The following is a 13,026-nucleotide window of genomic DNA, read 5'->3' as shown; positions in this document are numbered from 1 at the left end:
TCGAGACGAGCAACAATTCCGCAGCATGGGCCTTGTCATGCGGGTCGATCTATGAGCTATTGTCGCCCTGCTTCGGAGGCGGCCGCGGTCCGAGCTCGGCGGCGAGCGTGCTCCCTCACGGGGTTTCACCGCTCTCCGTGGCAATTCGGCACCAGCGGCACGCCCGACAAAGAACCAAGGAGTTTCCCGATGAATATCCGTGTGACGTGGCGAATCGCGGCATTCCCGCTGGCGCTGGCGGCGCTCTCCGTCGTCCCGGCGATGGGGTGTGACAAGGTCTCGGAGCTGCAGAATGACGTCTGCTGTCGCGACTTCACGCCGGGCGCCGATCTCGCCACGGTGGAATGGGGTCTCGAGGGCGAGGCAGAGCTCAATTATGGTGCCTTCATGCAGTCCGTGTCGGACTTCACGGGCGCCGCGGGCGCCATCGTGGCGGACGTGACGAGCGCCTGTCAGGCGATCGCGCTGGACCTCGGCGCGGATGTGGCGACGATCACGGCGACGAAGCCGAACGAACGGGCGGTGCAATGGTGTGAGCTCGCCGTCGACGCGCTCGGGGACGCGACGGCCGGCCTGTCGATCACCTTCCAGCCGCCGAGCTGCACGGTCGACGCGAGCGTACAGGCGAACTGCGAGGCGAGGTGCAGCGCCAACGTCGAGTGCCAGCTGACCCCGGCGGAGATCGTCGCGCGCTGCGATCCTGGCCAGCTCTCGGGGCGGTGCGAGGGGAAGTGCACCGGCTCGTGCGAGGGCTCGGCCAACCTGGCGGTCCACTGCGAGGGCTCGTGCCAGGGGACGTGCGAGGGCACGTGCGACGGCGAGTGCTCCGCGACGACCGCCGGCGGCGACTGCCGCGGCGAGTGCCAGGGCAACTGCACGGGCGAGTGCCGTGGCTCGTGCGCGTTCGCGGCCGACGCAGCGGTGCAGTGCAACGCCGATTGCTCGGGCTCGTGCGACGTCCAGTTCAAGGCGCCGAAGTGCAGGGCCGAGCTCAAGCCGCCGAGCGCCGAGTGCCAGGGGTCCGCGGAGTGCAGCGGCTCCTGCGAGGCGAGCGCGAGCGCGAAGGCCAGCTGCAAGGAGCCCGCGGTCAACATCGAGGGTGGGGCGGACGCCGAGGCGGCGATCGCGACGCTCAGGGCGAACCTGCCGCGGCTCCTCGTCGTCGCGCACGCGCGCGGCGAGCTGCTCCTCGCCAGCGCCAAGGCGGTGGTCGAGTCGGGCGGCCACCTCGAGGGCGCGGCCACCGGCAGCGTGAAGGCGGGGGCGTGCCTCATCCCGGCCACCAATGCGATCACGCAGGCGGTCGAGAACATCCAGGCGGGCATCACGGGCAGCGGCAGCGTGATGGCGAAGCTGGAGATCGCCCCCCCGAGCCCCTGAGCGCAGGGCCCGTGAGCGCAGGCCCGGCAGCGGCGCAGGCCGCGGCCGGGCGCGCGTGAAGGAACCCGTCAGGCCAGCCGCCGGCGCAGGCCGCTCACCGCGGCGCTGCGCCCGGCAGGCGCGCCGCTGCGACGTTCACGTGGCGCGCGAGGAGCGCGGCGAGCGCCTCGTTCGTGTGCGGCACTGCTCCCCGGCCGGGCCGGCCCCAGGCTTCCGGGCGATCGGAGGAGCATCATGCGAAAGCACGGCATCGAGGAAGGGCGCGGCGCATTCGTCGAGGGCGCCTGGTACATCATCGCGGACGCGGCTTGCGTGGGCAAGCGGCCGGTCACCGTCGAGCGCTTCGGGACGCGGCTCGTGCTGTTCCGGGACGAGCGCGGCGCCCTGGTCGCGGCGCGGGCGCGCTGCCCGCACCGCGGCGCGGACCTCGGCCTGGGGCGGGTCGTGGACGGGGCGATCGAGTGCCCGTACCACGGCTTCCGGTTCGCCTCGGACGGGCGCTGCGTCGCGATCCCGTGCGAGGGACGCGGCGCGAGCGCGCGCGGCGCGGGGGATGCGCTCGCGCTGACCCGGTACGAGGCGCGGGAGCACCGGGGCTTCGTGTGGCTCTTCTGGGGCGAGCGGCCGGCCGAGCTGCCGCCGGTGCCCTGGTTCGACGGCCTGCCGCCGGACGAGCGGCACGCCCACACGGCGTCGATGGACTGGGACGTGCCGTTCGCGCGCGCGATGGAGGGCATGCTCGACCTCCACCACCTGCCGTTCGCGCACCGCCCCTGGTTCCCGGGCGTCGGCGCGATGCTCGACCCTTGCGAGGTCCGCGTGGAGGGCGACGTCATCCACGTCGAGGCGGTGCTGCGCCACGACGACGGAGAGCCCTGGAATGGCCGTCGGGGGTGGAGGTTCGAGGTGGAGGTGCGCTTTCCGGGCGTGCTGCGCCTCTCGTTCGGGAAGCGCGTGGTGGGCATGGCGGGGTGCGCGCCGATCGACGCGGAGCGGACGGCGATCGTGGGGCGGTACTACGTGCCGATCCCGGTGATCGGGCGGTTGCTCGCGTGGCTCGGGTTGCGGGCGGAGCTCTTGCTGATCCAGCCGGGCGACGAGCGGATGCTCGCGTCGTCGGAGCCGCGCGACGCGGATCTCGACGCGTGCCGCTTCGTGCGCGCGGACGCGGGTATCCTCGCGTGGCACAAGATGCGGCGGGCGTGATTGAAGGCGCAGCGCGCGGGGGAGCCGCGCCGGCTGCCCGTCGAGGCGGGGTGAGAAGGCGCGGCTCGTGGGCGAGCCCAAGAAAGAACGGTTAAGGCTTCTTCGCCTCCTACCAGACCAGGCGCGCCGAGGCCGAGGAGCCCCTCATTGCGCGCGCGTGGACCGTTCGATAAGACGTTTAACAGGGTCCGCGTCAGGCGATCGAGCCTATGCACGGGCGGCGAGTCACGATTGCACGGATCTGCTCTACGGCGATGTTGGAAGCCTATCGATCGGTCAACTGGCGTGCTTCTGACAAGGGTTGTGTGGAGGCCAGCTGCTCGTCGACATGCTTCCACCCACGCGCTGTCTCGTGATGGCTGTGACAGCGAGGATGCTCCCCAGGAGCGTGCCGGCGTCAGCCGCGCATCGAGACGAGGGTCTGGACCACGAGCCGCAGGTCGTCCACGTCGAGCGGCTTGTCGAGCACCGCGTCGGCGCCCAGGCGGTAGGCTTCCGCGTGCGTCTCCGGGTCGCCGAACGCGGTGATGAGGACCACCGGCGTGGTCCAGTCGTCGCGGCGCAGCCCGGCCAGCAGATCGAGTCCGCTCGCGCCTGGCATCCGGATGTCGCTCACCACGACATCGACCGGGGCGCCGTTCCCGGAGACGAGCGCTTCGCCCATCAGCTCGAGGAGGTGCTTGGCGTCGTGCGCCTCCAGGACCTCGTAGCCGTCGCGGCGGAGGGCGGTGGCGAGGAGCAGCCGCAACTCCCTGTCGTCCTCGGCGAGCAGCACGCGGATGCGGGTCGCGCCGGGGTGGACGCGCGGCACCGGCTCAGGGGGCGTATTCAGGATCGAGGCAAGACCGCGCATCGAGTCGTGGGGCATCGGGCTCTCTCCTTGGTGAGCGGTCTGTATTGCAGGCCGCGTGCCGTCGGCCGGCGGCCGTCCGGAACCGACCGAGGTTGAGCTGGCTGGCCGGAACCGACCCAGGTTGAGGTGGCCGGAACCGACCCAGGTTGAGGTGGCCGGGGGTGGCCGGAACCGACCCAGGTTGAGGTGGCCGTCCGGAACCGACCCAGGTTGAGGCGGGCGGGCGGGCGGGTTGCAGGGGTGATCCCTCCGCGTCGGCCATCCGGGGTGGGGCGTCGTTCCCCGCCCGGGGTATTCCTCCGCGCCTCAGCCGCCGGTCTCCTCCGCCGCCGATCCGCGCTCGGCGCCTGGCGCCGCGGCCTCTTCCACCCCGCCTACCCTCTCAGCTCCCCTTCGCCCCCTCGGCGCCCGGCTCCCACCGCTCCAGCTTCCGGTGCAGCGTCTTCCGGTCCAGCCCCAGGATCCTCGCCGCCAGCGTCTTGTTCCCGCCCGCCGCCTCGAGCACCCGCAGGATGTAGCGCCGCTCCACCTCCTCGAGCGGCACCAGCTCGGACGGGTCGTCCCCCGCCACGAGCACGTGCGACGGCCGGTGCTCCCGGATCTTCGCCGGCAGGTCCTCCACCGTGATCTCCGGGTACCCCGTGAGCGCCACCGCCCGCTCCATGGCGTTCTGGATCTCCCGCACGTTGCCCGGCCACGTGTAGGCGAGCAGCCGCTCGGCGGCGGCCGGCGACAGGCCGACCACCTCCTTGCCCCAGCGCGTGGCGAAATCCTCGATGAAGCGCTGCGCGAGCAGCAGCACGTCGCTGCCCCGCGCGCGCACGGGAGGCAGCTCCACGTGGAGCACGTTGATCCGGTAGTACAGGTCCTCCCGGAAGCGGCGCGCCTCGACGGCCTCGTCCAGGTCGCGGTTCGTCGCGGCCACGATGCGCGCGTCGAACGGCACCTCCGCGTTCCCGCCCACCGGGCGCACCCGGCGCTCCTGGAGGGCGCGCAGCAGCTTCGGCTGCACCGCGAGCGGCAGCTCCCCGATCTCGTCGAGCAGCAGCGTCCCCCCGTTCGCCTCGACGAACAGCCCGGAGCGCGCCGCGCGCGCGTCGGTGAACGCCCCCCGCACGTGCCCGAAGAGCTCGCTCTCGATCAGCGACTCCGGCACCGCCGCGCAGTTGATCGCCACGAACGGCCCCTCCTTGCGGCGGCTCCGCGCGTGCAGCGCCTTCGCGACGACCTCCTTGCCCGTCCCGCTCTCGCCGGTGATGAGCACCGTCGCGTCCGCGTCGGCGATGCGCTCGATCAGGTCCTGCACGCCCCGCATCGCGGCGCTCCGGCCGATGAGGTCCGGGAACCCGCCGGGCCCCGCCACGGCGCGGCGCAGCCGCCGCACCTCGGCCTTGAGCGCGTGATGCGCGATCGCCCGCTCCAGCGCCAGCGCCAGCGCCTCGATGTCGACCGGCTTGGTCACGTAGTCGTACGCGCCCGCGCGGATCGCCTGCACCGCGGTCTCGATGCTGCCGAACGCGGTGATCACGACGACCGGCACGTCCGGCCGGATCTCGGCCGCCCGGCCGCAGACCGCGATCCCGTCCATCCCGCGCATGTTCAGATCGGTCAGGATGACGTCGAAGCCGTCGTCCGCCTCGAGCAGCGCGAGCGCCTCCGCCGGTGAGGTCCGGGTCGTCGCCTCGACGCCGCGCGACCGCAGGTCCGCCGAGAGCCACGCGCACATCGCCTCGTCGTCGTCGATGATCAGCGCTCGCCTGCCCATCCTCACCTCGATGGCGCGCCCGCCACCTCTCCTCGACAGCTCGCGTAATACAGCGCATCGCCCGCGGCCAGCCGCGGCGCGGCGGCCGCCCCGGCGAGCGCGCCCTCGCCCTCGGCCCGCGGCCGCCGGGCGCGCGTCATCCTGCGCCATCCGCGCCATCCTGCCCGCTCGGCGCGAGGTACACAGTGAACGTCGAGCCCTTGCCGAGCTCGCTCTCCACCTCGATCCAGCCGCCGTGCTCGCGCACGATCCCGTAGGACACGCTCAGCCCGAGGCCCGTGCCCTCGCCGACGTCCTTCGTGGTGAAGAACGGCTCGAAGATGCGGAGGATGTTCTCCGGCGCGACCCCCTCGCCCCCGTCGGTCACCCGGACGGCGACGTGCTCGCCCGGGGCGCCGCCGTGGTCGGCCGGCGGGCGCGCCTCGGCGCGCTCCACCCGCACGGTGAGCTCGCCGCCCCGCTTCATCGACTGCATGCCGTTCATGATGAGGTTCGTGAGCACCTGCTGCATCTGCCCCGAGTCCACCTCGGCGTGCGCCGCCCCGCCGGCCGCCTCGTCGAGGCGGAGCGTCACGCTCCGCCTCCGGGCGAGGGGCTCCAGGAGCGCCAGCGTCTGGCGCGCGATGTGCGCGAGATCGGCCGGCGCCTTCTGCGCCACCCGGCGGCGCGCGAAGTCCAGCAGCTGCCGGATGATCTTCGTCATCCGGTCCGCCTGCTCGGCGATGATGCGCGCGCTCTCCGCCGCCTCCTCCTGCGGCAGGCCGCGCGCGATCATCTTGGCGCGGCCGCCCACCACGTTGAGCGGCGTGCCGAGCTCGTGCGCGATCCCCGACGCCAGCTTGCCCACGGTGGTGAGCCGATCCGCGTGCCGGAGCTGCTCCAGCGCGGCGATGCGCGCGGTCGTCTCGCGGGCCGCGCGCTCGCGCGCCTCGGCCAGGTGCTCGCACATCGCGTTGATCTCGTGGGCGATCCGCCCGAGCTCGTCGCGCTGCGGCAGGAGCAGCGGCCCGCCGAGGTCGCCCTCGCCGATCCGCCGCGCCTTGTCGACGAGCCGCCGCGTCGGGCGCCCGACGAGGACCTGCCCGAAGGTCATCGCCAGGAGCCCGCTCAGCGCCGCGAGGGCGACGATGGTGACCACGGTGTTGACCACGCTCGCCTGGACGTACGTCTCTTCTTCCTCGAGCGACTCGGAGATCTCGATGGCGCCGGCGCGCCCGGGCTCCACCGCGACGGGCGCGTACGTGTAGAAGCGCCCGCTCTTGTCGCCCTCGCGCTCGAGCCGGAACACCTCGGTGCCCCGCGAGAGCTCCGCGATCTCGGCGGCGGGCAGCGCGGGCGCGAAGCGATCCCCGGCCGGCGCGTCGAGCCACACCCAGCGGAAGCGCACGCCATCCTCGCGCTCGCTCATCTCGTCGAGCAGCTGGAGCGCCTGGCCCATCCCGTCCCGGCGCCACGTCTCGACAACCGCCGCGCGGAGCGCGATGCCGATGAGGTGCTCGTCGCGCCGCATGTCCGCCTCGAAGAGCGCCCGCTCGCGCCGGACGGAGAGGTAACCGTACAGGCCCAGCGCCGCGCACATGACGAGGACGAGGGCCAAGGTGAGCTTGCTGGCGAGCCGCATGGGGTCGCCGGCTAGGATGCAGGACGCGTACGCATTCTCAAGGTGCGCGTCCGCACGCCGGCCCGCCCGGGCCCGCCCCGGATCGCCCCGATGGGGCAAAACTCCCCTGGACGGGCCCCCGCGGGCCGCGGCGCGGCGTCACCTGCGCTCCACGTCCTCCCACGAGCCCGTCGCCGCGAGTTGCGGCGCGGGTACCGGCGCCGACCAGCGCAGCGGCAGCGCGCCCTCCCGCCAGACGCCCTCGGCCACGTGGAACCGCAGGAGCCGCTGGGCGCCGGCGAAGGCCGAGAGCTCCGGCCCGTCCCAGAGCACCTCGGCCTCACCGGTCAGCGACAGCACCCCGCCCGAGGCGAAGTCGACGAAGAGCACCCCGGCGCGCGGGTTCATCGCCAGGTTGCCGAACGTGTTGAACATGGAGTTCCCGGTGAAATCCGGCGAGGTCAGGACGGTGTGGCCGTCCTCCTCGGTCACGCGCACGAAGCCCGGCTTGCCGCCCCGGTGGGACACGTCGGCGCCCTCGATCGCGTCGCCTCCCCGCGCGGACGGCGCCGCGGTCGCGATGAAGAACGTGTCCGCGCGGCGGATCAGCGCCGCCGCGCCGGCGGAAAGCGCCGGCCCTTCCGCCAGCGCCGGGGGCGCGGCGGCCGCCTCCGGCGCCCTCACGAGCTCGGGCGCTCGCGCCTGGATGTACTGCGCGCAGTTGCCGAAGCTCTGCCCGACCTCGACCACGAAGCCTTGCTCGTCGGCCGCGCTGATCGTCCCGTTCATCCGGTTGCGGCGGCGGGTCTCCAGCTGGATGCCGAGGAGGCCGACGGGCGCGCCGGCCACGAGGTGCGGGCCGAGCGGATCGCCGGCTCCCGGGCGAGCCTCCACCGCGAGCGTCCGCGGATCCGGGGACGACATGAACCCCGGCTGCCCCACGACGATCGAGGCCCACGGCCGGCGCCCTGCGTCGAGGGCCCCGACGAGCAGGAACGGCAGCTGCGCGAACAGCTCGCGGTGCTGGTCGGGCATGAAGTCCCGGATGATCCGGCGCCCGGCCTTCTCGGCGCGCTCGCGCGCCCCAGCCCGCGCCTGCATGGCCATCTCGCCCGGGTGATAGGGCGAGCCCTCCCTTGTCCACCCGGGCAGGGAGGTCACGACAGCGCCTTCTTCATCGGCACGAAGCCGGGCAGCGCCTCCACGCGGGCGAGCCACGCGCGCAGGTTCCCGTACGGATCCAGCGACACGCCGCCCTCGGGCGCGTGCGCCGTGTACGTGTAGATCGCGATGTCCGCGAGGGTCGGCTCGTCGCCGGCCAGGAAGCGCTGGTTCGCGAGGTGCTGGTCGATCACCGCGAAGAGCTGCGCGGCGATCCCCTTGGCCTGCTCGACGTCCAGCTTGCGGCCGAACACGCTCGCGGCGCGCGCCGCCGCGGGCCCCGCCACGAGCTGCCCGGCGGCCACGGAGAGCCACCGCTGCACGTGCGCCGCCGCCACCGGATCGCGCGGGAGCCAGCGCCCCGACGGGTCGTACCGCGTGGCCAGGTACACGAGGATCGCGTTGCTGTCGGCCAGCGTCACGTCGCCGTCCTCGATCACGGGCACCTGACCGAACGCGTTCTTGCTCAGGAACTCGGGCGACTTGTGCGCGCCGCCCTTCAGATCGACGTCGACCTTCTCGAACGGCAGCCGCAGCAGCGACAGGAACAGCTCCACGCGGTGCGCGTGTCCCGAGAGCGCATAGCGGTAGAGGCGGATGGGGCTGGCAGGGAGGGTCATCGAGGGGTCCTTTCGGCTGTGGATGTCAGCGGGGAGCGGAACAGCCCGCGTGGGCCTCCCGCGCTCGCCGAGCCAGGATGCCCATTCCCGTGGCCAAGGGTAATGGTCGTCCTTGACAAGGGACCATTCCAGAAAATGGAATAATCCGATGGATCGCCTCGACTCCATGCGCGTGTTCGTGGCCGTCGCCGAGGAGGAGGGCTTCGCGCCGGCCGCGCGGCGGCTGTCCATGTCGCCGCCGGCGGTGACGCGGGCCATCGCTGCGCTCGAGGAGCGCATCGGCACCCGGCTCCTGCACCGCACGACGCGCGTCGTCCGCCTGACCGAGGCGGGCGCCCGGTACCTCGCGGACTGCAAGCGGATCCTCGGCGAGATCGAGGAGGCCGAGGCGTCCGCGGCCGGGTCCCACACCGCGTTGCGAGGGCAGATCGGCGTCACGGCGCCCGTCCTGTTCGGGCGAATGTTCGTCGCGCCGGCCCTCTTCGACTTCCTGGCTCTCCATCCGCGCGTGTCGGCGCGGACGCTGCTCGTCGACCGCATCGTCGACATGCTCGATGAGGGGCTCGACGTCGCCGTCCGGATAGCCCATCTCCCGGACTCGTCGCTCAGCGCGATCCGCGTCGGCTCGGTGCGGCGGGTGGTCTGCGCGTCGCCGGGGTGCCTGGCCGCGCGGGGCGAGCCTAGGGCGCCGGCCGATCTGGCGCGGCTCGACACGATCGGCTTCTCGCCGACGGGCTCACCCGAGGAGTGGTCGTTCGGGTCGGGCTCACGGGTCGAGAGTGTCTTTCCGACATCGCAGCTCCTCGTCAACACCGCCGATGTCGCCATCGCGGCGGCCGTGGCCGGGCGGGGGTTCGCGCGGGTGCTCTCGTATCAGATCGGCCCGGAGGTGCGCGCCGGGCGCCTCTCGATCGTGCTCGCCGCGCACGAGCCCCCGCCGGTCCCCATCCATGTCGTCCATCTGGAGGGCCGGCGGGCGGCGGCCAGGGTGCGCGCGTTCGTCGATTTCCTTGTCGAGCGGCTCCGGTCCGAGGCGTGGCTGAGCTGCTGAGCTCGCGATCGCAGACCGCCGAGCGAGCTCACCCGGACGGCGCTCACTCCGCCGGCGCGGTGGCGCGGATGAGGTGCTCGAAGGCCCCGAGGGCGGCCTTCGCGCCGTCGCCGAGGGCGACGACGATCTGCTTGAACGGCGTGGTCGTCATGTCGCCGGCGGCAAAGAGGCCGGGCACCGACGTCTGCCCGCGGTCGTTGACGATGACCTCGCCGAGGCCGTTGAGCTCCACCGTCCCCTTGATGAATCCGGTGTTGGGGAGGAGGCCGATCTGCACGAACACGCCCTCGACCTCGATCTGGTTCTGCTCCTTCGTCTCGGTGTGCGCCCAGCGGAGCCCGACGACCCTCTGCCCGTCGCCCACCACCTCGGTCGTGCGCGCGCGGGTGACGATCTCGACGTTGGGCATGCTCTTGAGCTTGCGAACGAGGACCGCGTCGGCGCGGAGGGTGGGGGCGATCTCGAGCAGGGTGACGTGGCCGACCACGCCCGCGAGATCGATCGCCGCCTCGACGCCGGAGTTGCCGCCGCCGATGACGGCGACCCGCTTTCCCTTGAACAGCGGTCCGTCGCAGTGCGGGCAGTACGTCACGCCCTTGGTCCGGTACTCGGCCTCGCCGGGGACGTTCATGTCGCGCCACCGGGCGCCCGTCGCCAGGACAACGCTCTTCGCGCGGAGCGTGGCGCCGCTCGCCAGGCGCAGCTCGAACGGCGAGCCGGGCGTGATCGACTCGACGCGCTCGTGCTTGATGAGCTCGACGGGGTACGCGCGCACGTGCTGCTCGAGCGCCGCCGCGAGCTTGGGCCCGTCGGTCTCCACGACCGAGATGAGGTTCTCGATGGCGAGGGTGTCCATCACCTGCCCGCCGAAGCGCTCGGCGACGATGCCTGTGTCGAGGCCCTTGCGCGCCGCGTAGATGGCCGCCGAAGCGCCGGCGGGCCCGCCGCCGACGATGAGCATGTCGAACGGCTTGCGCTGGTCGAGCGCCTCGACGCGCCTCTTTACGGCGGAGCCGTCGTCGAGCTTGGCGAGGATCTGCGCGAGCTCCATCCGACCCTGGCCGAAGGGCTCGCCGTTCAGGAAGACGGTCGGCACGGCCATGACCTTCCGCTGCTCGACCTCGCCCCGGAAGAGGGCGCCGTCGACGGCGACGTGACGAACCCTCGGGTTCTTGGCCGCCATCAGGTTCAGCGCCTGCACGACGTCGGGGCAGTTCTGGCACGATTGAGAGAAGTAGGTCTCGAACCGGAGCTCGCCGTCGAGCCGCGCGATCTGCTCGAGCGCCTCTGCGCTCACCCTCGGCGGATAGCCGCCGACGTGCAGGAGCGCGAGGATCAGCGAGGTGAGCTCGTGACCGAGCGGGAGCCCCGCGAAGATCACGCGCGGCTCCTCGCCAGGGGAGTGGATGCCGAACGACGGCGTGCGCCCTTCGCCCTCGCGCCGCTCGTGGAGCTCGACGAGGGACGAGGCGCTCGCGACGTCGCGCAGGAGCGCGCGCATCTCCTCCGACCCCTGCGAGTCGTCGACGAAGGCGGTGACCGCGACGGGACGGGTCAGCCGTCCGAGGACGTCGCGGAGCTGGGTCTTGATGGAGTCTTCGAGCATGGCTGCGTTCCTTCCGGCGAATACGAGCGGGTCACGAGCGCTGTCGGGCGTCGCCGCGCCACGCGCGCGGCGACGCCCGAACACCTCAGATCTTGCCGACGAGATCGAGCGACGGCTTGAGGGTCTTCGCGCCCTCGTCCCACTTCGCCGGGCAGACCTCGCCCGGGTGCGCGGCGACGTACTGGGCCGCCTTGACCTTGCGGAGCATCTCCGCCGCGCTGCGGCCGATGCCGAGGTCGTGGATCTCGTAGACCTTGATGACGCCGTCGGGGTTCACGAGGAACGAGCCGCGGAGCGCGAGGCCCTCCTCCTCGATGAGCACGCCGAAGTTGCGCGAGAGGGTGGCGGTCGGATCGCCGACGAGCGGGTAGTTGACCTTCTTGATCGCCGCCGACGTGTCGTGCCACGCCTTGTGCGCGAAGTGCGTGTCGGTGGAGACGCCGTAGATCTCGACGCCCAGCTTCTTGAACTCGCCGTGGAGGTCCGCGAGGTCCTCGAGCTCGGTCGGGCACACGAAGGTGAAGTCCGCCGGGTAGAACACGAAGAGCGACCACTTGCCGAGGACCGACTCGTGCGAGACGTCCACGAACTTCCCCTGGTGGAACGCGGTGGCCTTGAACGGTTTGATCTTGGTGTTGATGAGCGACATTCTCTTGTTTCCTCGTTTCGGGGCGGGGCGTCTCGTGCCTCCGCGCCGGCGAGAGGCAACGTGGTCGTTCTGCGCCGGCGGTGCCAATCGAACGATTTTATGAAACGTTCACTTTTTGTGATACTCCGCCGGCCATGGACCTCGAGCAGGTGACGCTCACGCAGCTCCGCTACGCCGTGGCGGTGGAGCAGACCCGCAGCTTCCGCACCGCGGCCGAGCGCTGCCACGTCTCGCAGTCCGGGCTCAGCATGCAGATCCAGAAGCTCGAGGAGCTCCTCGATATCGTGCTGTTCGACCGCAGCAAGAAGCCCGTCCTGGTGACCGAGGAGGGGGCGCGCGCCATCGCTCAGATGCGCGAGATCCTCCGGGAGACGGAGCGGCTCGGTCAGATCGTCGCCGGCGACGACGCTCCGGCGGGGCGCTACCGGCTGGGGATCATCCCGACCCTCGCTCCCACCGTGCTGCCCCTGTTCCTCGATCCCTTCGTGAAGGCGCACCCGCGCGTCGAGCTGTTCATCGAGGAGCTGAAGACCGAGGAGATCATCGAGCGGCTCGCCGCCGACACCCTCGACGCAGGGCTCGCTGCGACGCCGCTCCACGCTCCGGGGCTGAGCGAGACGCCCCTCGGACACGAGGCGATGGTCGCCTATCTCCCCGAGGGCGACCCGCTGCTCGACCGGAAGATGGTCACGCAGGCCAACCTCAGCGATCGCGAGCTGTGGGTGCTCCCGGAGGGGCACTGCTTCCGGAGCCAGGTGCTCTCGTATTGCAGGAGCGGCCAGGCGAGGCCCCCGCGCGGCGTCCAGCTCGAGAGCGGCAGCTTCGAGACGTTGATCGGCCTGGTCGACACCGGGCTCGGAGCGACCGTGCTCCCCGCGCTGGTGGCGCAGGCGCTGCCCCCGGACAAGCGCCGCGACCGCGTGCGGCCCCTCGCCCGGCCGATCCCGCTCCGGGAGATCGGGCTCGTCACGTCGCGGACCCAGCTGCGCAAACGTGTCACCGAGGCGCTCGCGGCCGCGATCCGCGAACACCTCCGCCGCGCGCTCGGGCCCTCGCCCCCGGGCGGGAGCGTGCTCGATCCGCTGCTCCCCGAGGGCTGACGAGGCAGGTCCGGAGGTCATCCACGCATCGAAGG

12 protein-coding genes are annotated in these 13,026 nt (G+C 72.2%); 4 read left to right on the top strand and 8 right to left on the bottom strand.

The features are described 5' to 3' along the window. Positions 1-189 precede the first annotated feature (189 nt). Entirely contained in the window at positions 190-1,380 is a 1,191-nt protein-coding gene (locus WMF29_RS36975) for a hypothetical protein (RefSeq protein WP_437324807.1), read from the top strand. Positions 1,381-1,614: 234 nt separating this feature from the next. Beyond that, positions 1,615-2,586, top strand: coding sequence for a Rieske 2Fe-2S domain-containing protein (locus WMF29_RS36970; RefSeq protein WP_437324806.1), 972 nt, complete (start codon positions 1,615-1,617; stop codon positions 2,584-2,586). A gap of 397 nt (positions 2,587-2,983) precedes the next feature. Here the strand turns inward: WMF29_RS36970 and WMF29_RS36965 are convergent, their stop codons facing one another. The 6 genes from WMF29_RS36965 to WMF29_RS36940 all read right to left on the bottom strand — a co-directional run bounded on the left by WMF29_RS36965 (position 2,984) and on the right by WMF29_RS36940 (position 8,585). Continuing rightward, positions 2,984-3,454 carry a response regulator gene (locus WMF29_RS36965; RefSeq protein ID WP_437324805.1) on the bottom strand — a complete coding sequence of 157 codons (471 nt, stop codon included), beginning with the start codon at positions 3,452-3,454 and terminating at the stop codon, positions 2,984-2,986. Positions 3,455-3,821: 367 nt separating this feature from the next. After that, complete coding sequence (locus WMF29_RS36960; RefSeq protein WP_437324804.1) at positions 3,822-5,204, bottom strand: sigma-54-dependent transcriptional regulator; 1,383 nt, start codon at positions 5,202-5,204, stop codon at positions 3,822-3,824. Between the two features lie 2 nt (positions 5,205-5,206). Beyond that, positions 5,207-5,344: a hypothetical protein gene (locus WMF29_RS36955; RefSeq protein WP_437324803.1), complete on the bottom strand. Its 138-nt coding sequence runs from the start codon at positions 5,342-5,344 to the stop codon at positions 5,207-5,209. Continuing rightward, on the bottom strand, positions 5,341-6,825 hold the full coding sequence (locus WMF29_RS36950; protein WP_437324802.1) for a sensor histidine kinase: 1,485 nt from the start codon (positions 6,823-6,825) through the stop codon (positions 5,341-5,343). Before WMF29_RS36950 ends, WMF29_RS36955 begins: the two co-directional genes overlap by 4 nt. 138 nt (positions 6,826-6,963) lie before the next feature. Continuing rightward, on the bottom strand, positions 6,964-7,965 hold the full coding sequence (locus WMF29_RS36945; protein WP_437324801.1) for a pyridoxamine 5'-phosphate oxidase family protein: 1,002 nt from the start codon (positions 7,963-7,965) through the stop codon (positions 6,964-6,966). Continuing rightward, a complete protein-coding gene (locus WMF29_RS36940; RefSeq protein ID WP_272104333.1) occupies positions 7,962-8,585 on the bottom strand; it encodes a glutathione S-transferase family protein in 624 nt (207 codons plus the stop codon). Before WMF29_RS36940 ends, WMF29_RS36945 begins: the two co-directional genes overlap by 4 nt. A gap of 148 nt (positions 8,586-8,733) precedes the next feature. Between WMF29_RS36940 and WMF29_RS36935 the strand changes: the two genes are divergently transcribed. Further along, positions 8,734-9,636, top strand: coding sequence for a LysR family transcriptional regulator (locus WMF29_RS36935; protein ID WP_437324800.1), 903 nt, complete (start codon positions 8,734-8,736; stop codon positions 9,634-9,636). Positions 9,637-9,679: 43 nt separating this feature from the next. Here the strand turns inward: WMF29_RS36935 and ahpF are convergent, their stop codons facing one another. Both ahpF and ahpC read right to left on the bottom strand, forming a co-directional pair. After that, the gene (gene ahpF, locus WMF29_RS36930; RefSeq protein ID WP_437324799.1) at positions 9,680-11,242 is read right to left on the bottom strand and encodes an alkyl hydroperoxide reductase subunit F; all 1,563 of its coding nucleotides are present in this window, start codon (positions 11,240-11,242) and stop codon (positions 9,680-9,682) included. Positions 11,243-11,327: 85 nt separating this feature from the next. Next, the gene (gene ahpC / locus WMF29_RS36925) at positions 11,328-11,891 is read right to left on the bottom strand and encodes an alkyl hydroperoxide reductase subunit C (protein ID WP_437324798.1); all 564 of its coding nucleotides are present in this window, start codon (positions 11,889-11,891) and stop codon (positions 11,328-11,330) included. A gap of 134 nt (positions 11,892-12,025) precedes the next feature. Between ahpC and WMF29_RS36920 the strand changes: the two genes are divergently transcribed. Next, on the top strand, positions 12,026-12,991 hold the full coding sequence (locus tag WMF29_RS36920) for a hydrogen peroxide-inducible genes activator (RefSeq protein WP_437324797.1): 966 nt from the start codon (positions 12,026-12,028) through the stop codon (positions 12,989-12,991). Positions 12,992-13,026 lie beyond the last annotated feature (35 nt).

The sequence above is a fragment of the Sorangium sp. So ce381 genome (assembly GCF_051473845.1).
In the GTDB taxonomy this organism is placed as follows: domain Bacteria; phylum Myxococcota_A; class Polyangia; order Polyangiales; family Polyangiaceae; genus Sorangium; species Sorangium atrum.
Note: the sequence above shows the minus strand (reverse complement) of the source record. Positions and strands in the feature narration are given on the sequence as shown.

What these genes read in the sequence shown, in the direction of transcription:
- WMF29_RS36975 (WP_437324807.1), top strand. Translation starts at nt 190, where the DNA reads ATGAATATCCGTGTGACGTGGCGAATCGCGGCATTCCCGCTGGCGCTG.
- WMF29_RS36970 (WP_437324806.1), top strand. Translation starts at nt 1,615, where the DNA reads ATGCGAAAGCACGGCATCGAGGAAGGGCGCGGCGCATTCGTCGAGGGC.
- WMF29_RS36965 (WP_437324805.1), bottom strand. Translation starts at nt 3,454, where the DNA reads ATGCCCCACGACTCGATGCGCGGTCTTGCCTCGATCCTGAATACGCCC.
- WMF29_RS36960 (WP_437324804.1), bottom strand. Translation starts at nt 5,204, where the DNA reads ATGGGCAGGCGAGCGCTGATCATCGACGACGACGAGGCGATGTGCGCG.
- WMF29_RS36955 (WP_437324803.1), bottom strand. Translation starts at nt 5,344, where the DNA reads ATGACGCGCGCCCGGCGGCCGCGGGCCGAGGGCGAGGGCGCGCTCGCC.
- WMF29_RS36950 (WP_437324802.1), bottom strand. Translation starts at nt 6,825, where the DNA reads ATGCGGCTCGCCAGCAAGCTCACCTTGGCCCTCGTCCTCGTCATGTGC.
- WMF29_RS36940 (WP_272104333.1), bottom strand. Translation starts at nt 8,585, where the DNA reads ATGACCCTCCCTGCCAGCCCCATCCGCCTCTACCGCTATGCGCTCTCG.
- WMF29_RS36935 (WP_437324800.1), top strand. Translation starts at nt 8,734, where the DNA reads ATGGATCGCCTCGACTCCATGCGCGTGTTCGTGGCCGTCGCCGAGGAG.
- ahpF (WP_437324799.1), bottom strand. Translation starts at nt 11,242, where the DNA reads ATGCTCGAAGACTCCATCAAGACCCAGCTCCGCGACGTCCTCGGACGG.
- ahpC (WP_437324798.1), bottom strand. Translation starts at nt 11,891, where the DNA reads ATGTCGCTCATCAACACCAAGATCAAACCGTTCAAGGCCACCGCGTTC.
- WMF29_RS36920 (WP_437324797.1), top strand. Translation starts at nt 12,026, where the DNA reads ATGGACCTCGAGCAGGTGACGCTCACGCAGCTCCGCTACGCCGTGGCG.